The following is a 19,675-nucleotide window of genomic DNA, read 5'->3' on the forward strand; positions in this document are numbered from 1 at the left end:
CTCTTAGCGATTTATTACACTAATTATATTACAGTATTTAATTAATATATCCCCAATAATAATTATTATTTCTATATTATATATTTTACGATTTAAATATCCTAAAAAATAGATAACTAAGATTAAATAAATTTCATAAAAAAAATTCGGTCAGTTATAAATCATATTAAAAATTAAAAAAGAAATTGAATAAATTATTTATTCAATCTTAAATCTTCCTGCAGATTGCTCAACTCTTTCAGCAACTTGTACAACTTGTTTTGAGATAGCTTCGATTTCTGAAATAACTCTATCAAGCTCTTCTGTAGAAGCTGTTACTTCTTCAGCAGTAGCTGTGAATTCTTCTGAAATAGATGCGATATCTTGTGCATTTCTAAGTGCATCGTCCGTACTAGTACTTGCTTTTTTAGAATCTTCTTTTATAGTATTAATAGCAATCGTTGCTTTGTTAACGCTTTCTTTAATTTTCATGAACGCGTCATTAACTTCATCTATTGCTATAACTCCTTTATCTACTTCTTCGCGTCCTGTAGTTCCTAATTTAATTGTCGTTGTTACTTTACTATTCATTCCAACAATTGTTTTGTTAATATCTTCTACAGACTTTTGAATCTCTTCAGCTAAGGATTTAATTTCGCTTGCTACAACTGCAAAGCCTTTTCCTGCTTCCCCTGCACGAGCTGCCTCAATACTAGCATTAAGTGCTAATAAACCGGTTTGTTCTGCAATATCTTTAATTAACGTAGTTACTTCGTTAATTTTCTTGCTTTCTTCGCCAAGCTCTTCGATTGATTTACCTAGGTTATCGATTACGTTTGTAATCTTTTGCATAGTTACAACTGCGTTTTCTACCTTTTGAACACCGATTTGTGAATTGTCTTCGATTTCGTTGTTCAACTGTACAGTATCTTCCGCATTAGTGTATAAGTCTTTTGTTAACTGATTGGTTATTTCTAACTGGTCAGTAGCGTCTTGTAATTTAATTGATTGGTCTGATGAAGCGGTTGCTACCTGTGAAGCTGCTTCGCTAACTTGTTCTGATGTTTCTTTCGCATCTTCAAGCTCTTTTCTAATGTTATGTACTTCATTATCTAAGATACTAAGTTGCTCTTTAAGTTCAGAAATTAAATCACCGGTGCTAATTACTCCGGAGTTTATAGCTTTATCCAAACCTTTATTATCTTCATGCTCAATCATTCTAGCAGTTAAGTCACCTTCTGCAACTCTATTCATTACGTCACTGATTTCTCTTAATAACTCTGCTAACTTAGCTTTATCCATGTCTAATGTTTTATTTAATTCAACTACATTATCAGCCATTTCGTTGAAGGATTCTGCCAAATCATGAGTTTCATCGTGTGTATTAACTACAACTCTATGACTATAATCGCCTTGACTGAATTTTTCAGCTCCTTCTTTTAATAAAGCCATTGGTTTTGAGATAGATTTACTAATAAAGAATGCTAATGCGACTGAAATTAATAAACCCAATAAACTAACGATTACTGATTGAGTCATTAATTGATTCATTAAACTTGTATATGTGGATTTAGGAGTGCCCACAAATAACATACCTATATAATTACCATTTACGTCATGCAATGGCTCGTAAATAGTTATATAGTCTTCGTCATTAATATGTGCCTCTCCATCGTAAGTATTACCCGCTTTAGTTTCTAAATATACTTCGTCAGAAGATTTTGTACCTACAAACCTAGTACCTCCATTTGAGATACTTGTAGATATTCTTACATTATCCATGAATACGGTAACTTCATTACCCGTAATAGATTTTATCTCATCAACGATACCTACATCGTTATTTACTATTTTTACCATAACTAAGTAACCAATTACTTGTCCATCTTTGGAAACTTGGTCAATGGCCACTAAACCAATACCTTCAGAAACCCCATCTATTTTGGATTTTGGGAAATTGCTCATAAAACTAGAGGATAGTTTTAAAAGACCATGATTTGTTCCAGAAGGGATTAATTGATTCAATATATTTGATACATCTACATCTTTATTGATATTAGATGAAATAATTTTACCATTTTTATCAGTTATTGCCATTAAATCAATATCTGAACCTTGATTTAAAATTTTTATACGGCTATTCAAATCATCAATATCTCTATTTTCTATAGAATTTATCATACCATATGTTTTAGAGGTATAATCATTCAAAGAGCTTAAAGAATCCATTTTAATAGCCATTACAGATTCTGCAAGATTTGTATCACTTACTAAGGCTTCATGTGTTTGAGTAGCCATGCTTCCTTGTAAAGTTGATAGAGAAGAACCGCTTGATATTATTAAAGGGACTAATGCTACAACTACGGCCAAAACTATCAATTTTGTACTTATTTTTTTGAATTTTACCATAAAAACACCGTTACTATTATTTTTAGGGGTAATATAACGTGCAATATATATTGTCATACATGTCACATAATGACTAACTATACATGTGTTGTTTATAATATAATATATTATCTATATTGTAATATTGGGTGGGTGGATACATAAAAATGTAATGACGTATTAATTAAAACATAATTTAATAAATAAAATATATAGTAAACTAAAGTTTAATCAATAATTCAGATAAATAGATGAAAGGGTATAAATAATAAAATATTATGATAGAATAATTATTAGATTAATAAAGTATAATTAAGATAGATAATAATAAAAATGCAAAAAATAAAAATTAAGGTAGATAAAATGAAAATATTAGGAATTAGTGGTTCACCAAAAAAAGAAGGTAATACGTCATATCTTGTAAAAAAAGCATTAGAAGAAGCTGAAAAATTAGGTTTTGAAACAGAATTCATATCGTTAGCTGGTCTAGAATTAAATCCCTGTATTGCATGTGAAATGTGTAAAAAAGGAGAAAGCTGTATTATTATAGACGATATAGAAGATATCGTGGATTCAATGGATGGAGCAGATGGTATAATATTAGGTTCGCCAGTATACTTCGGTGGCGTGTCCGCTCAATTAAAAATGATAATGGATAGGTCTAGGTCATTGCGTGCAAACCAAAAACTTAAAAATAAAGTAGGAGCTGCTATTTCAGTAGGTGCTTCAAGAAATGGTGGTCAAGAAACTACCATAAGACAAATTCACGACTATATGCACATTCAATCTATGATTGTAGTTGGAGACGAATTCCCGACGGCTCATTATGGTGGTACAGGCTGGGGTTCAACACCGGGCGACTGTAAAAACGATGAATTTGGTACAATGACTGCTCAAAATGTTGGTAAAAAAGTAGCAGAAGTTTTAAAATTAATCAATAAATAATTAAAAATAATTAAATAATTAAAAATAAATAAATTGAAAGGTTTAAAATATAATATTGAATATATTGAATACAATTCAATATGTAATATATTAAATTATTTCCTATTTTTTTGACAAATTACTTCATTTTTAGAGTTATTTCCTATATCTTTTAATTTTAAATAAGCAGGAAGTATTAAAAGTACGTAAACAGGGATTATTTCTAATCTACCGACCCACATTGATATAATGCCAGTTAATTTAGCTAAAGGGTGCATGGCACTACTTACAATATTTACCGATAAACCCATATTTGCCACCATAGAAACAGCCTCAAATAAGGACTTATAAGGGTCATACCCTAAGAATATTAACATTAAACTAGCCATCATATAATGGACTACATAACCAAATCCGATTATGAAAGCGTCGGTAATTAAATTACCGGACATTATATTTTTACCTATTTTCTTATAGACTACAGAACCTGTAGGGAGTACGGATTCTTTTAATTTATAATAAAACGCTTTTCCCATTATTAAAAATCTCATTAGCTTAATACCACCTGTTGTAGTACCTGTAGCACCCCCTATAACCATTACAAAAATAACCACAGCTAATGAAATATTACTTAATCCTGCCATACTAACTGTTGAGAATCCAGTACTGGTCATAGCGGAAACCATGGTAAATAAAGCATCAATAGGAGATAGTCCTGACGAAAGAACCAGAATTAAAGCAGAAATTGCCAATATTGGTATTGATGCTTTTGTTTGAATATCGTGTACATCTTTACCAGTTAATAAATTGTGGTGTACGGAGAAGGATACAACACCTCCAATGTACATTATTGCTACCATAATTAGTTTGGCTACATCACCATAAGGAAAACTACTATTACTTACACTCATACCGCCAGTGGATATACCGCACATACATATGTTTATTGCATCCCATAGATTTAAGCCACTTATATAGAGCATACAGATACCTAAAACCGTGTATAAAATGTAGATATGCCATATTTTTTTTACAGTGCCTAATGTACTTGGCAATATTTTCTCCTCTCTTGCTTCTGCCCGGTAATATGCAGAAGCCCCTGCTTTGGATAAAATTGATATAACCATAACAAGCACACCAACGCCACCAACCCATTGTTGCAAACTCCTCCATAGTTGAACAGACCGTGGTAAGGATTCCACATCACTGATAATACTAAATCCAGTAGTTGTCCAAGCCGACATACTTTCAAAAACACCGTCTATATACCCAAAATAGTCAATACTCAAAGTTAATGGAACTGCGCCCATCATAGAAGCCATAAGCCAAGCTAATGCAGATATTACCATAGCATGCTTTAATTTTATAGGAATAGATTTAGTAAATCTATTTATCAAATAACCTAATAATATAAAAGCTAACGCAGGGACTACAAATATGCTCCAGTTTTCAGAGTAGTATACAGCAAAAATTCCCGGTAATATCATTAATGAACCTATACTCATCATCAATAGACCCAATTCATGCATAATACCTGCTGCATCTCTTTTTTTAAATATTTTCATATTATCGCTCTATCCCTACGTTTTTCTTAATTTTATCATCTTTCCGATATTGAAGTATTATGATTGTATAAATTAAATTATAAACGTCATAAATAATAATTGTGTGTTATTATTTATTCCAATATTGTATAAATACATAATTAAAAAAATGAAATAAAAATTGTAATATAGTTTATATATAAAATTAAAAAAATGAAATAAAATAAAAATTAAAAGTAAAAAAGGTAGATTTAAATTAATTCCTCTATTTCTCCACCTTCTTCCTCATCCAATGTATTAAATTTATTTGTGACAATTTCCAAACATTCTTGGACTGTGTCACTTATAGATACGTTTTCAATCACTGGCACAATATGTGCATTTGAATCCTTAACAATATATTTATTGATATTGTTTATAATTTCAAAGTTTTCTAAATACCTTTCTAAAGGCCTGTCACTAACCTTAGCTCTTGCTATAAACCTTTTTTTATGTACATTTTCAGAACTTAATGTAAGGGTTAAGAATATTACGTTTGGAATATCGTGGTATTTGTCAGATATCATCCCTGGAACGATGTGTGTACCCTCTATTATTACACTTGTACCCTCGGTTAAGCATCTGTCTATAATTCCTTCAATACCCAATAGTACAGGCTCTACGTGTCTTATAAAGCCTTGTATGTATAAATCATCGTCATCCTCATCATAATTTCTAAGTGCTCTCCAAGCAGTATATGAAGATTCGTACAACATAGGTACTACGTCTTTAGAAATACTACGTCTCATTACTTCCCTAATAGAATCAGTACCGATAACGCTAGAAATACCTAGACGAGAAGCCAATTCAAAAGCAATTGTAGATGTACCAACACCACTTGCTCCACCAACTAATATAATAACAGAGTGTTTTTTTAAGATTCTTCTCCAAATTAGATATTTTTCGGCTATATCTTCATAATCATTAGATATTAAAGAATAATACACCCGTTGCCTTAATTCATATTTGGAAATTCTTTTTAAGCTGTCATGGTTCAAATCAGCTTCAATTCCCCTTGCAAAAATGTATGCCTCACTGGGTTTCATTCCTGCTGTAGTTAAAGACCTTGCAAGAAGTCCTTTTGAGAAAGGCATTTCATAATCCTTAGCTGTCACTATTATCTTATCAGTTATTTTGTCAAATATCATAATATCACGTAATTATAATTTTTTTAAGTTAATTTTTTAATGTTATAATTGATTTAAATATACTATTATTTAAATATTAGTCAGAATTCAAATATTTTATGTTAAAAAAGTCACTAAATTATCTAGATAATTAACTATGGGTTCATACTAAATTAAATTTTATAAAACTTTAAAAGTAGACCCTAATAATATGTTTAAAAATTAGTCATTAGTTAATAATCCATTTAACATTTAAGAATATTATAAATTAGAGAATATATTATTTAAAAAATATAAATAATGAAAATTAGAGTTAATAATTGTAAATCTATTATTTAGCTCTAATATCTATTGTTTGACTTAATTCAGGTCCAGTAGATATCAAAGTAACTTTAACACCTAATTTTTGTTCCATTACTTTTATAAATTCTTTTGATTTATCGGATAAATCTTCGTAGTTTGTTACGCCGTAACATTCAGTATCATATTTGTCTAAACAGGTTAATGCTATTTGAGTTGCTCCATTCAAATCACAAACTTTTTTTGCAAGTTCGTAATCAAAATGTCCTACTCTTCTTCTTCTACCTGTAACAGTACCGTATTCGATTACGCCTAAAGCCTCTGCTTCTTCTTCAGTCATTTCTGATGGGAAAGGTCCTTCTCCAACTCTTGTTGGGTATGCTTTAAAAACAACCACAACTTCGTCAATTTTAGTTGGACCTACACCGACATCTGCTGCAAAGGAAGATGCATTAGTATCTTTAGAGGTAACGTATGGGTAACTACCATGGTAAAGGGAAAGTAAAGCTCCTTGAGTACCTTCAATTAAAACATTCTCTTTGTTTTCAATTGCACTATTAACTTCCTTAGATACATCTCCAAGGTATTTTTGCAAACTTTCAACATCTTTAGCTTGTTTTAAAGTTCTCATTGCTCTGTCCACGTTTGCAGGACCGCAACCAGTACCAGTTGAACCTATTTCTTTAGAAAGGTGAACGTTTGATTTATCCATTTCCCTGTGTTTTAATTCAATTACTCCGCCGTTAGAATCTAATATAAGCCTTTCAGCTACATTAAAATCTTTTAACATTACTAATTCTTTTTCCAAAACTTCAGGGTCGGTTAATACACCAGCACCAATTGCTAATTTAGCATTTATATTAGGAAAACCAGTTGGAACCATTCTAATTCCATATTTTTTATCTCCAACTTCTACGGTATGACCTGCATTAGGGCCTACGCCCCCTCTTGCAATAATTGAAGGATTATCTTTTTCACAAAGGTAACTTACGATTTTTCCCTTACCCTCGTCGCCCCATTGACCGCCTACAATAATGGTACATGTCATTTGCAAAACCTCATTAAAAATATGACTAAATCATATTCCAATCTATTATAACGTTATTCATGTCGGATACATCAAATAGTATATAAATTTAAATGAATAAATTAATAATTCAAAGTTTAACATAAAATACGCGCATAAACGCATACTTAAGTGAATAAAATACGTAATAATAAGATATTTTCAATTTTCAAATATATCTTTTATACTCCATTTCATACAATCATAATTAATTACATTATTTCTAAATTATTGCCATAGTATCAACTATTTTAAATTTAAACCATAATTAATTTAATTAATTTAATTAATTTGAAATAGGTAATAACTAATTTAGCTTTTTGCCAAATTAGTTAAAAAAACTGTCAAATTCTCCTGCGTCGATAGCTTTTTGTGCTTCCCTTGGAGTTTTTCCTTCAACATTTACACCTAATGAAACACATGTTCCAATAACTTCTTTTGAAGCGTTTTTAACGTTGTAAGATAACATTGCTTCGTATTTCATGTTTGCAATTTTAACAACTTGTTCCATTGTTAAGTTACCTGCAACTTGGTGTTTTGGTTCTTGTGCAGCTTTTTCGATACCTAATTCTTTCATAATTAAAGCTGATGCTGGAGGAATACCTACTTCAACTTTGAATGACCTTTTTTCAGTGTCTACGATAACACTTACAGGAACGCTCATACCTTCGTATGAAGCTGTTTTTTGGTTGATTTCGTTAACAACTTGCATGATGTTAACACCTAAAGGACCGATAGCTGGACCTAATGGAGGACCTGCTGTAGCTTTTCCACCAGTTACTAATATTTCAACTACTTGTTCTGCCATAATATTCACCTCAACGTGTTTGCAATATCAAGATAATAATATTTTAATATTTCTTATTTTTACTTTTGATATTTATTATTATTCTCACATATTATTCTTGTTAAATTGTATAAGATTAATAGTTGATTTATCAACAAATTTATACACAATAAATAATACTTACTAATATAAAAATACATCTAAAGTTGACTATTTAATAAACTCCTTAATGTTATTTATGGGTATTGTATTTAAAATTTACTATGAATTACAATATATAATTTTGAGTTAATACTAAAAAAATATTAAATAATAATTAAAAATTAATAAAGATTAATAAAGATTAATAAAAAAACTATATTAAATTAAAAAGAGAAAGAAATATACTAAATTAGTAATTTAAAACCAATTATAAGCTATTTAATAAGCTATTTATTAGTTATGGCAACCATGTTTTTTGGTCTTCCACTTTAGCAGGCAAATATTCTTCAACAACATATTTTAAACCATATTTTGCTAAAGACTGCTGTTCTGCCCTTACTTTACTGTCTGCCATCATAGATAAAGCATTTTGCCATTCTGGGAATGATTTAACAAAGTCATCGTTTTTCAAACCGTCTTTTAACCTTTTAATATCGTGGTCTTTTAACGGGTGAGTAGGTAATTCATAATCTACAATATCTTGAGGTGTAACGCCTATCATTCTTGCTTCTGGAACTGCTAACTTGTCCGCCAAGTGAACTGCCTTACCACTACCTACTTTTAAAGTTCTGTAGATGTTTAAGTACCCGTAAGGGTCACCATCCGTGAATACTAAGATAGGCAACTTTTTCTCTTCAGATAATCTTTTTACAAATCTTCTTGTAGCCCTTGAAGGTACACCTTTTAATGAAACTAAAATACAGTTATGTTTTTTCCAAAATCCTTCAGCGCTCAACCTTGCAAACATACCCGCTGTCTCTATTGCCAATACAAATTCTGCATTAGTCTCCAATGTTAAATTTGTAACTTCATTAGGTATATTATAAGCTCCACTACCTAATTTAGTACAGTCGATTATAATCTCCTGACCGTCTTGAGTTTTATCAATCACTTTTAAAGGACCTACAACAGAAGCACCGTCTTCCTCAGGCATGAAACCTAAATCTTCCCTTAAAAAATCAGAAGCTGCTTCTAAATCCTCTATAACGCTGTTAGAAGGTTGCTGGTCATCAAATCTAGCTTCGCCCCAGTTTTTGGACACATAATATGCTTCCCTCAAAGTTGAGAAGTCATTTGTATCCAACAAACTCTTTGAGAATTCCATCATTTTTATCGTTTGGGCAAATATTTTTGCTTGGTTTACATTAAATGTTCTTTCTTTTTCCTTACCCATTAATGTAAAAGTACCCTTTTCGTCATCAAATTTTGCATTTGATAGACTTCTTACAGGAAATTTAATTACAGGCCTTTTTTTCCTTATGATGTCATCATACATTTGATTTGCCATTTTAAGTAATTTTTGAGAAGCTAATTTTCTTTCTTTTGATGTTATCATCTAATTCACCCAAAGGAATAGGATATTCAATGTACTGTTGAGTTGTACCTGTAAGTTCCTATTTATTTTATATATAATTAAAAATTTTAAAAAATTAAATTAGTTTGGTATAATTCAAGTATTAAAATATATTATTAAAATATATTATAACCTATTTAAAATTTTGTTACATTATACATAATAGAATTAAGTGTTATATATATTTAGTTAAATAGGTTTGCAAAACCAAAAATTAAAACCAAAAGAAATTTAAATAACTAGTATATAAAAATTATAGTTAATATAAAATGTACTTAAAGGTACGATAGTACATTTCTTTTGTAAGCTAATAAATTTTACCAAACAATGAAATTTTATATATGGATATTTTGAAATAGTAAAAATCATACATTTAAATATAATCATGTGGCGCCAATAACAGATATTTTAGAATTTAATTATCTTCAGATGGGATATTCCAAAAAATAAGATACTTATTTGATAAAATCTTAAAATTATTAAAATTTTAGGAATTAGTATAAATAATATAAATATGAAATACATATAATTATAGGCAAATATTATTAATTATTTACTAGTAGCAGTAAATAAACTAAATCATATAGTTTAATAAAAAATATTAAAAATAATTATGGTAAAGGGCATATATGAGGAGGTAATACCTTGAAATTTTTACAAAATATTGCTGAAAACGATTTTTTAGATGAACCTAAAGAAACTCTATCGGACGTAGATAAAGAATTATTAGAGTTAATCGAAGGTTCTAAAGCAAGAATAACTGTTGTTGGTTGTGGTGGGGCTGGTAACAATGCAATAAATAGGTTAGCTGATGAGCAAGTTGAAGGTGCGAAAGTAGTTGCAGTAAACACCGACGCTCAACAATTAGTTAAAACCAAAGCTGAAAATAAGGTTTTAATTGGTAAAAATTTAACCCGTGGATTAGGTGCTGGAGGAAACCCTGAAAAAGGTGAAGAATCTGCTAGAGAGAATGCAGAAGATATCAAATCTGCAATACAAGATTCAGATTTGGTATTTATCACCTGCGGATTAGGCGGGGGAACTGGAACCGGTTCTGCACCAATTGTAGCTGAAATATCAAAGAAAATGGGCGCTTTGACTGTTGCTGTTGTAACATTGCCATTCTCAATGGAAGGAAAAGTTAGAATGACGAATGCTTTAAATGGACTCGAAAAGTTGCAAGAAGTTGCAGATACCATTGTTATTATTCCAAACGATAAATTATTAGAAATTGTTAGAAACGTTCCTTTAAGAACTGCTTTCAAAGTAGCTGACGAAGTATTAATGAATTCAGTTAGAGGAATGGTTGAACTCGTAAATAACGCGGGAGACATTCACGTGGACTTTGCAGACGTTAAAGCGGTTATGGACGATGGTGGAATAGCAATGATGGGAATTGGTGAAAGCGATTCCGAAAAAAGAGCAAAAGAAGCTATTAACATGGCTTTAAACAGTCCTTTATTATGTGTCGATATTGAAGGAGCCACAGGTGCTTTAATACACGTTACAGGACCAGAAGATATGAGTCTAGATGAAGCCCAAGACATTGTTTCAACTGTTTCCGAAAGACTTTCAGAAAATGCAACAATTATTTGGGGTACCACTATCGATGATAAATTAGAAAATTCATTGAGAGTTTTATTAATCATTACTGGTACAAAATCAACAGTTAACCATAATTTAAGCCTTAAAAGAAATAAAGTAATTATAGATATCCCAAAAATTTAATTGAAAATATATAAAATATAGATACAAAATAACTCAAATTAATTTATATTTTACATATTTAATTTATATCAACTTTCATTCAACTTTTATACCCTAATTTAAATAAATATTTAAATGTTGATTGCAAAAGATAATGCAGTAAATAAAAATGTGATAATATGTCTGAAAAATTCGACGAAATGAAAACCGAAACAAAAAATTTCATAAGCCAATGTAAAAGAGTATTAAAAGTTTCAAGAAAACCAACCCGTGAAGAATACATTAACATTTCAAAAGTTACTGGTTTGGGAATCTGTTTATTGGGAGCCATTGGATTTGCTGTTCACGTTCCAATTACATACTTAAAAGGACTTTTAAAACCTGCTGCAGGTTTAGTAAAATAATTATTTTTTTATTTTTTAAATTAACTACCATAATTAAATTTAAATATTATTACTAATATCATAAATATAGTACTTACGTACACTATTAATTTTTATATATGGAATATATTATCGAATAATTCTTTTTTAAAGTTATTATCAATTCTTAATTATTAAAACTAAATCATCATTATAAATGGAATTTATAATTATTTGGTGAAATTATGATATTTGCAGTTAGAACAACCACAGGACAAGAACAAAACGTTGCAGAAGCTTTAGCCTCAAGAGCTGAAAAAGAAAATTTAGAAGTATTTTCTATTTTAGCTACCGAAGATTTAAAAGGATACATTTTAGTAGAAGCTACAAATAAAGGGGCTATTGAGGAATTAGTAAGACAGAATTTCAAAGTTAAAGGGATAGTTCCTGGCGAATCAAGTGTAAAAGAGTTAGAACACTTGTTAACACCTACTAAAATCATTGAATCTATTGATAAAGGTGACGTTGTTGAATTAGTCGGTGGACCATTTAAAGGCGAAAAAGCAAGAGTTACTAGAGTGGACAAAAATAAAGAAGAAATTACATTGGAATTAATGGAAGCAGCCGTTGCGATACCTATCACTGTTGGAATCGAGCAAGTTAAAATTATTGCAAAAGATGCTCCTTAAATTTAAATTTAAATTTTAATTTTTAACTTTTTTTTATTAAATTTTATTAATTTTATTAATTCATCTAGAAAATTTTTCTTTTATTTTAAATTCAAAATAATCATTATTTTAAGTTATATTTACAGATGTGAGAAATCATTAAAGTTAGCTTGAATTTAAAACCATTAAATATTAATAAAACGGGTTACATAGCATAATTAGCATTTTAAATCACTATATACAATACAATGAAATATTTAAAATTATAGAAATTAAAATATACTTTGAATTTCAAAAATGTAATTAGTAAAATGTAATTAGTAATATGATTATTAAAATTTAAGAAATGCAAATTTGGTGAATTATGAAAGCAGTTATATTTGTAATAGACGGATTAGGCGATAGACCAAATTCTGAAGGCAATACCCCTTTAAAGGAAGCTAAAACCCCTACATTAGATAGATTAGCAAAAGAAGGTATTAACGGGTTAATGAACGCTGTAGATATAGGCGTTAGACCAGGTAGTGATACCGCACACTTAGCATTATTAGGTTATGACCCTAAAATCAATTATACTGGAAGAGGACCTTTTGAAGCTTCAGGCGTAGGTTTAGATGTAAAACCTGGCGATGTTGCATTTAGATGTAATTTTTCCACAGTTGATGAAAATTTCACTGTTCAAGATAGAAGAGCTGGTAGAATAGAAGATACATCAGAATTAGAAAAATTAATAGATGGAATCGAGATTGATGGCGTAAAAGTAATATTTAAAGAGTCTGGAGGATATAGGGCTGCGTTAATGTTAAGAGGAGAGGGATTAAGCGACAAAATAAGTGACGCAGACCCTAAAAAAATAGGTTTAAAGGTAAAAGAAATAAAACCATTAGATGGAAGTCCTGAAGCTAAAAAAACCGCAGAAATAATGAATAAATTAATTAAAATGGTTTATGAAAGATTAGATAAACATCCTGTGAATGTTGAAAGGAAAGAAAAAGGATTATTCCCTGCAAATATTATATTGCCAAGAGGTGTTGGGGAAGTTCCTCATATTGTGCCATTTGAAGAAAAATACGGGTTGAGAGGTGCTTGTATTGCAGGTACTGGATTAATAAAAGGAATAGCTAAAATGGTAGGTTTAGAAGTTATCGAAGTGGAGGGCGCTACTGGTGACGCTTTTTCAAACTTTGATAATAAAGCAGAAGCTTTGATTAAAGCAATTAATGATTATGACTTTGTACTTGTAAACGTTAAAGGAGCTGATGAAGCAGGTCATGACGGTCATTATGACGTTAAAAAAGATGTAATTGAAAAAATAGACGTAATGTTGGAGCAAGTATTTAAACAAGTTGATAAGAATGAAGTATATTTCGCTATAAGTGGCGACCATTCTACACCTATTGAAGAAAAGGACCACTCTGCCGACCCATTACCACTTATAATTTGGGGTAAAAGTGTTAGAGTGGATGAAGTAGATAAATTTGATGAATATACTGCTCATAAGGGCGGATTATGCTGGATTAAAGGATTACATATTATGCCAATATTAATGGATTTAATGGGATTAGCTAAAAAATATGGTGCTTAAATCCTATTTAAAAAATAAAATATTAAAAAATTTTTAATCTTTTTTAAATTTTAAACTATTTTACAATTAAAATAAATTAAAACAAGATAATATTATAAAAAATAGATAAATAGATATATAGTTATAGTATTATAAATTTTCAAAGTCTATTTTTGGATTTACTACCCTATCATCTTTAGTATTAGATAATAAAACTACCCTACTCTCTGGAGCGTCATCTATAACTTTAAAAATGGATTTATCTTCAATATTATTACACATACTAATTAAATCATCGTGTTTAATCATATCATCCAAATTAAGTCTATTCCTTGAATAACCTACGTTCATATATGATTTAACTTCGATAAAGTTTACATTGGCTCTATCATATAATTCTGTAAATTTGGACAAATCATCATTTATATTTTTAATAACGGTAGTTCTAAGACAAGTTCTACCTTTTTCCCCCAATACGTCCAAAGTATTTAATATACTCTGCCAATCCTGCTCAGTTCCTCTACATATTTTTTTATAACTTGGCAAATCATAAGCATCTAGTGATACGTATAGCTGTGTAGGGTTTATTTTTTCAATTACGTCTGTTAAAATACCATTTGAAACTACAAATGTAGATATCTTCTTTTTATGGAATATATTTATTAATTCATCGATATATGGGTACATAGTAGGTTCTCCAGCCAAAGAAAGTGCAACGTGTTTTGGTTCAGTTGCTTCTTTATACTTTTCAGTGCCTATTCTATCGATAATTCCCTTATAACCCGTTATAATTGTTTTGTGCATTTTTAAAATATCTTCGGCAACTTCTTCAGGTTCTTTCCATTTTGGGGCTTTAAAATTTGGCTCATTAATTCCTAAATCAGATGGCAATACTCTCCAGCAAAATTCACATTGTTGTTGGCACCATATAACCGAAGGCGTACCTTGAATACACCTATGAGTATTTATTCCATAAAATTTGGATTTATAGCATACTTTATCTTCTAAAAAGCTTTTTCGTACCCATCCACACAATTTAACCGCACTATGGTCTTCAATCTGATAGTGTTGCTTTCTAAGAATATTATATAATTGTTCAGGAATTTGAGGAATTCTTTTTTCCAAATTTTGTATTTTTTGAGACTTTTTATCCTTTTTTAAATTAGAATAGTTATTTTTATTATCAATATTATTTTCCAAAATATCACCAAATGTCAAATATAAAAATGATTTTGAAGCTATGGTACATTTAAGAGTACCAATTTTAAAGTAATAATCCTTAATTAATTCTAATAATTTATATAATTATAGTAAATGAATAAATTTATATATTAATATATCCTAATATACTTATTAATAATAAATAAACTAGTAATATAATATTCGTGTCATAGCCTAAATATAATATCTTAATAAAAAAATAATTTAAAATAGATATATGGTCATAATAGTCATTATTTGCCTAAAAAAAGAATTTATAACAGTAAATAAGTCAAAAAAGTATTTGACATGATTAAATATGACAAATAGGTGATTTTCAATTTCAATAAGTAAAATATAAATATACCAATATACATTTAGTAATTAATAAACTTATTTCAAATTAGAATATTATTTTAAAAAATAAAATAGAAATTAAACTAATTACAAATTGTAATTTTCAGTATTAGTATCCTAAAACACAGATATGACATGATATTATAATTAAGGAAAGGAGTGTAAGTATGAGGGTAATTGGAGTAATAGGTAAAAAAGACACCGGTAAAACAAGTATTATATGCGATATATTGAAGCATGTAAGTGGAATTAGTGTCGCCACCATAAAGAAAACACATCACAGCGTTGAAATAGATACACCAAATACAGACTCATATAGGATGAAAGAAAACTCTAACTTGTCAGTATTATCCACAGGTGCTAAAACTGGTTTTTATTACGATAAGATGTCACTATATGAAATTTTATCAAAATTAGATTACGACCTTGTAATTATTGAAGGTTTTAAAGAAGAACTTATAGAATTTAATATTCCAAAAATATTGATGGTTGAAGGTAAAAGGGGTTTAGATTTACTAGATAATCAAGTTATAATGACAATTGAAGACTTTAAATATGATATAAAGGAAGTTATAGAAATGATTGCCGATAAAGCAGTAGTACCAACATATAACTTTAATTGTGGACATTGTGGATACGATTGTAAACAATTTGTGGAAAAAATGATAAAAGGCGAGGATAATCTAAAATGGGATAGATGCGTAATGTCATATTCTATTAAAATAACCGCCAATGATAAAATAATACCTGCAAATCCTTTTGTATCAGATATAATAAAAAATACGATTAAAGGCATGGTAGTCAGCTTGAAATCAGTCGAAAATCCTGAAAAAATTACCATATCATTTGATGAAACATCAAATAATGATTTATCAAATAAAATTGTAGTGAAAACTATCAAAAATGAGGAATTAAATTCTAAAAAGAATTGATAACTATTTTTTATACTATTATTAAACATCAATACATGTTTTAAATACCAAATGATATATTTGGATATACGAATATTTATATATGAAAACATGCTATGATGATAGAGTGATGAAAAGATATCATATTTCAAATTTTTAAAAATATTTAAAATAATATTTGAAAATAAAACAAAATACCTAAAAAAGAATTAAAAGAATAATAATAAAAAATACAGAAACAGTCTACTAAGTAAGTATATAACGGTGATAACTATGATGAGTGAACAAGGTTATGAACATATGGCAGAAACATTTAAGGCATTTGCAGACCCTACAAGATTAATGATTTTAAGATTATTAAACGAAAATGAAAGTATGTGTGTTTGTAAAATTATTGATGAATTAGGTAAACCCCAGCCTACAATCTCCCACCACTTAAATATATTAAAAAAATCAGGATTGATTAAAGCAAGAAAAGAAGGTACTTGGAACCATTATTATATTGTAAACCCCAAAGTCAAAGAAATGGTACACATTATTGGCGATTTTGAAAATTAAGAAATGGTTTTGGATATATGTTCAAAAAATCAAAATATAAATGTGCTACTTTTTTAAATAGCACACTACTTTTTTAAATTTATAAGATACTTTTATATATAATTTAAACAGAATTAAAAGAATAATAATAAAAAATATATTTTAAACTAAGATAAATTAATATATAATACATTATATAAGGATAAATCCCAGTTAAGAGATATAGCAATCCCTTTTGTAGATTTTAAACTTAAAAAAAAATTTTAATATTAAAAACAGCCGTAATATGCTTTAAAAAATTAAATAATGAAATAGTTGAATTTAAAAAATTATTGCGTTTGAATAAAAGTAGTTATCATATTTCGATGTATAGGATATAAACATAATATAATCCGAATAGTATACTATTTTAAAAAAACTAATATATTAACTCAAATACAGTAATTTTTAAATATAGGCTCATACCCTGGTGAAATAATGGGAGTTCAGGAAGATATTAGAAAATTAGAAGAAGAAATTAAAAATACGCAATATAACAAAGCTACTCAAAAGCATATTGGAAAATTAAAATCAAAATTGGCAAAATTAAGAGAAGAATCACAAAATCCCTCAGGTTCCGGTGGTTCTTCAGGACCTGCATATGCCATAAGAAAAACAGGAGATGCCACAGTAGCTTTTGTAGGTTTCCCATCAGTTGGTAAATCCACATTACTAAACAAGTTGACCAATGCCAATTCCGAAGTGGGCGCTTACGCATTTACCACCCTTACGATAATTCCGGGGCTTATGGAGCATAAAGGTGCTAAAATACAGGTATTAGATGCTCCAGGTATTATATCAGGCGCTTCATTTGGTAGGGGTAGGGGTAGCGAAGTTTTAGCAGCAGTTAGGAACGTAGATTTGATAATGGTTATTGTGGATGTATTTTCCCCCGAACACATCCCGGTTATTGAAAGAGAGTTGTCAAACGTAGGTATTAGGCTAGACCAAATACCTCCTGAAGTTAAAATTGCAAAAAGAGACAGAGGCGGTGTTGCTGTAAATACTACCCTCCCATTGTCTAAAATAGACGAAGATACAGTTGTTGCGATACTTGGAGAATATAAAATACACAATGCCGATATCGTAATTAGAGATGATGTTGATGCAGACCAATTAATCGATTCAGTTATGGGAAATAGGTCATACATCCCTACATTAGTTATTATAAACAAAATTGACCTTGCAGACCAGGAAAGCTTAGATATTATGGAAGGAGCAGTCCATGACAGACCTCACGTATTTGTTTCAGGACACAAAGAAATAAATTTAGAAGAATTAAAGGATAAAATATTTGAAACACTTGGATTTATTAAGCTATACTTAAAACCACAAGGTAAAAAGGCAGATATGCGAGACCCATTAATTATTCTAAAGAATTCGACAGTAAGGGATGTTTGTAATAAATTACATAGGGATTTTGTTAAAAATTTCAGATACGCGCAAGTTTGGGGACCTTCAGCAAAGCATCCTGGTCAAAGAGTAGGATTAGACCACGTATTAGGCGATGGAGATATATTATCAGTTGTTGTTAAAAAATCTGGACAATAACCTGATAAAATAAAAAAATAAAATAAAAAAATAAAAAATAAATGCAAATAACTATTTAATAATAAATATAAAACTAAACATAAAATAAAATTTACAAATTGGGGATAAAATGGAGAATAACGAAGAGTTAGAATATCAAAAAATTATGGAAGCTGGGGAAATTGCATCTAAAGTGAGGGGCGAAGCTCAAAAAATGATAAAACCTGGTGTAAAATTATATGATATAGCAGAGTTTGTCGAAAATAGAATAAGAGAATTAGGTGCAGAGGTTGCTTTCCCATGTAATTTATCCAGAAATGATATTGCAGCGCACTACACCCCATTTACCGGTGATGAATCAGTCTTTGAAGAAAATGACGTTATAAAATTAGATTTAGGTGCCCATATTGATGGTTTTATCGCAGATACCGCGGTTACTGTCGACTTATCAAATAGTTATTCCGATTTAAAAAAAGCTTCTGAAGACGCGTTAAAAACCGTTATACATTCTATTGAACCACCAATGAACGTTGGAGATATGGGTAAAATAATTAGCGAAGTTATAGAAAGTTATGATTTAAAACCTGTTTCAAACCTTTCTGGACACGTTATGCACCAAAATGTTTTACACTCTGGTGTTAGCATACCTAATGTTTATGATAAAACTAAAGATACCATAGATATTGGAGACTTAGTAGCTATTGAACCATTCGCTACTGACGGATATGGTGCTATTACTGACGGAACAGATAAATATATCTACAAATACATAGTTTCAAGACCTTTAAGGTTACCTTCTGCTAGAAATATCTTAAAAGTTATCGAACGTAAATTTTGCCATTTACCATTTTCCGAAAGAGATATTGCTAAATTAAATCCCAAATATAAAATGGGATTAAAAACTTTGGTTAATGCAGGCTGTTTATACGCATACCCTACATTAGTTGAAAAAGAACACGGTATGGTATCACAATGTGAACATACCATCTATATCACAGAAGATAAAATAGAAGTAACTACAAAATAAATTTATCATATTATTATTTTCAATTTTTTTATCATGAAAAATATTTTATACTTAAAACAGTATA

General features: G+C 29.5%; 16 protein-coding genes. 9 read left to right on the forward strand and 7 right to left on the reverse strand.

The features are described 5' to 3' along the window. Positions 1-198 precede the first annotated feature (198 nt). Positions 199-2,388, reverse strand: coding sequence for a methyl-accepting chemotaxis protein (locus M2325_RS06525; RefSeq protein ID WP_209631829.1), 2,190 nt, complete (start codon positions 2,386-2,388; stop codon positions 199-201). A gap of 342 nt (positions 2,389-2,730) precedes the next feature. Here M2325_RS06525 and M2325_RS06530 point away from each other — a divergent pair, with 342 nt between their 5' ends. Continuing rightward, positions 2,731-3,312 carry a flavodoxin family protein gene (locus tag M2325_RS06530; RefSeq protein ID WP_209631828.1) on the forward strand — a complete coding sequence of 194 codons (582 nt, stop codon included), beginning with the start codon at positions 2,731-2,733 and terminating at the stop codon, positions 3,310-3,312. 95 nt (positions 3,313-3,407) lie between these two features. Here M2325_RS06530 and M2325_RS06535 read toward each other — a convergent pair whose 3' ends face one another. The 5 genes from M2325_RS06535 to M2325_RS06555 form a co-directional block, all read right to left on the reverse strand. Further along, positions 3,408-4,856, reverse strand: a complete 1,449-nt coding sequence (locus M2325_RS06535) for a TrkH family potassium uptake protein (protein ID WP_209591317.1) — start codon at positions 4,854-4,856, stop codon at positions 3,408-3,410. A 230-nt stretch (positions 4,857-5,086) separates the two neighbouring features. Next, positions 5,087-6,022: a 2-phosphoglycerate kinase gene (locus M2325_RS06540; RefSeq protein ID WP_209591319.1), complete on the reverse strand. Its 936-nt coding sequence runs from the start codon at positions 6,020-6,022 to the stop codon at positions 5,087-5,089. A gap of 310 nt (positions 6,023-6,332) precedes the next feature. Then, positions 6,333-7,349, reverse strand: a complete 1,017-nt coding sequence (locus tag M2325_RS06545; protein ID WP_209591321.1) for an adenylosuccinate synthetase — start codon at positions 7,347-7,349, stop codon at positions 6,333-6,335. Positions 7,350-7,695: 346 nt separating this feature from the next. Next, positions 7,696-8,175 (reverse strand): 50S ribosomal protein L11, encoded by a 480-nt coding sequence (locus M2325_RS06550; RefSeq protein WP_209591323.1) that lies wholly within the window; start codon positions 8,173-8,175, stop codon positions 7,696-7,698. Positions 8,176-8,593: 418 nt separating this feature from the next. After that, positions 8,594-9,691 (reverse strand): DNA topoisomerase IV subunit A, encoded by a 1,098-nt coding sequence (locus tag M2325_RS06555; protein WP_209591324.1) that lies wholly within the window; start codon positions 9,689-9,691, stop codon positions 8,594-8,596. Between the two features lie 663 nt (positions 9,692-10,354). On the opposite strand from M2325_RS06555, the gene ftsZ reads away from it, so the two are divergent. The 4 genes from ftsZ to M2325_RS06575 all read left to right on the forward strand — a co-directional run bounded on the left by ftsZ (position 10,355) and on the right by M2325_RS06575 (position 14,031). Then, a complete protein-coding gene (gene ftsZ, locus M2325_RS06560) occupies positions 10,355-11,437 on the forward strand; it encodes a cell division protein FtsZ (RefSeq protein ID WP_013180869.1) in 1,083 nt (360 codons plus the stop codon). A gap of 158 nt (positions 11,438-11,595) precedes the next feature. After that, positions 11,596-11,820, forward strand: coding sequence for a protein translocase SEC61 complex subunit gamma (locus M2325_RS06565; RefSeq protein ID WP_209591325.1), 225 nt, complete (start codon positions 11,596-11,598; stop codon positions 11,818-11,820). 203 nt (positions 11,821-12,023) lie between these two features. Next, entirely contained in the window at positions 12,024-12,467 is a 444-nt protein-coding gene (locus tag M2325_RS06570) for a transcription elongation factor Spt5 (protein ID WP_209591326.1), read from the forward strand. 343 nt (positions 12,468-12,810) lie between these two features. Next, entirely contained in the window at positions 12,811-14,031 is a 1,221-nt protein-coding gene (locus M2325_RS06575; protein WP_209591327.1) for a 2,3-bisphosphoglycerate-independent phosphoglycerate mutase, read from the forward strand. 129 nt (positions 14,032-14,160) lie between these two features. On the opposite strand, the gene twy1 is transcribed toward M2325_RS06575, so the two are convergent. Then, the gene (gene twy1, locus M2325_RS06580; protein ID WP_245314195.1) at positions 14,161-15,135 is read right to left on the reverse strand and encodes a 4-demethylwyosine synthase TYW1; all 975 of its coding nucleotides are present in this window, start codon (positions 15,133-15,135) and stop codon (positions 14,161-14,163) included. A 599-nt stretch (positions 15,136-15,734) separates the two neighbouring features. On the opposite strand from twy1, the gene M2325_RS06585 reads away from it, so the two are divergent. From M2325_RS06585 to map, 4 genes are all read left to right on the forward strand, one after another. Further along, positions 15,735-16,499: a molybdopterin-guanine dinucleotide biosynthesis protein MobB gene (locus tag M2325_RS06585; RefSeq protein WP_209591328.1), complete on the forward strand. Its 765-nt coding sequence runs from the start codon at positions 15,735-15,737 to the stop codon at positions 16,497-16,499. Positions 16,500-16,751: 252 nt separating this feature from the next. After that, complete coding sequence (locus M2325_RS06590; RefSeq protein WP_209732949.1) at positions 16,752-17,036, forward strand: ArsR/SmtB family transcription factor; 285 nt, start codon at positions 16,752-16,754, stop codon at positions 17,034-17,036. A gap of 456 nt (positions 17,037-17,492) precedes the next feature. Then, positions 17,493-18,605 carry an OBG GTPase family GTP-binding protein gene (locus M2325_RS06595; protein WP_209591329.1) on the forward strand — a complete coding sequence of 371 codons (1,113 nt, stop codon included), beginning with the start codon at positions 17,493-17,495 and terminating at the stop codon, positions 18,603-18,605. A 109-nt stretch (positions 18,606-18,714) separates the two neighbouring features. Next, positions 18,715-19,611 carry a type II methionyl aminopeptidase gene (gene map, locus M2325_RS06600; RefSeq protein WP_259052250.1) on the forward strand — a complete coding sequence of 299 codons (897 nt, stop codon included), beginning with the start codon at positions 18,715-18,717 and terminating at the stop codon, positions 19,609-19,611. The last annotated feature ends 64 nt before the right edge of the window (positions 19,612-19,675 follow it).

Source organism: Methanococcus voltae PS (genome assembly GCF_024807035.1).
GTDB classification, from domain to species: domain Archaea; phylum AGJL01; class Methanococci; order Methanococcales; family Methanococcaceae; genus Methanococcus; species Methanococcus voltae.

Excerpts from the sequence above, each read along its gene's own strand:
- M2325_RS06525 (WP_209631829.1), bottom strand. The coding sequence starts at position 2,388 with ATGGTAAAATTCAAAAAAATAAGTACAAAATTGATAGTTTTGGCCGTA.
- M2325_RS06530 (WP_209631828.1), top strand. The coding sequence starts at position 2,731 with ATGAAAATATTAGGAATTAGTGGTTCACCAAAAAAAGAAGGTAATACG.
- M2325_RS06535 (WP_209591317.1), bottom strand. The coding sequence starts at position 4,856 with ATGAAAATATTTAAAAAAAGAGATGCAGCAGGTATTATGCATGAATTG.
- M2325_RS06540 (WP_209591319.1), bottom strand. The coding sequence starts at position 6,022 with ATGATATTTGACAAAATAACTGATAAGATAATAGTGACAGCTAAGGAT.
- M2325_RS06545 (WP_209591321.1), bottom strand. The coding sequence starts at position 7,349 with ATGACATGTACCATTATTGTAGGCGGTCAATGGGGCGACGAGGGTAAG.
- M2325_RS06550 (WP_209591323.1), bottom strand. The coding sequence starts at position 8,175 with ATGGCAGAACAAGTAGTTGAAATATTAGTAACTGGTGGAAAAGCTACA.
- M2325_RS06555 (WP_209591324.1), bottom strand. The coding sequence starts at position 9,691 with ATGATAACATCAAAAGAAAGAAAATTAGCTTCTCAAAAATTACTTAAA.
- M2325_RS06565 (WP_209591325.1), top strand. The coding sequence starts at position 11,596 with ATGTCTGAAAAATTCGACGAAATGAAAACCGAAACAAAAAATTTCATA.
- M2325_RS06570 (WP_209591326.1), top strand. The coding sequence starts at position 12,024 with ATGATATTTGCAGTTAGAACAACCACAGGACAAGAACAAAACGTTGCA.
- M2325_RS06575 (WP_209591327.1), top strand. The coding sequence starts at position 12,811 with ATGAAAGCAGTTATATTTGTAATAGACGGATTAGGCGATAGACCAAAT.
- M2325_RS06585 (WP_209591328.1), top strand. The coding sequence starts at position 15,735 with ATGAGGGTAATTGGAGTAATAGGTAAAAAAGACACCGGTAAAACAAGT.
- M2325_RS06590 (WP_209732949.1), top strand. The coding sequence starts at position 16,752 with ATGATGAGTGAACAAGGTTATGAACATATGGCAGAAACATTTAAGGCA.
- M2325_RS06595 (WP_209591329.1), top strand. The coding sequence starts at position 17,493 with ATGGGAGTTCAGGAAGATATTAGAAAATTAGAAGAAGAAATTAAAAAT.
- map (WP_259052250.1), top strand. The coding sequence starts at position 18,715 with ATGGAGAATAACGAAGAGTTAGAATATCAAAAAATTATGGAAGCTGGG.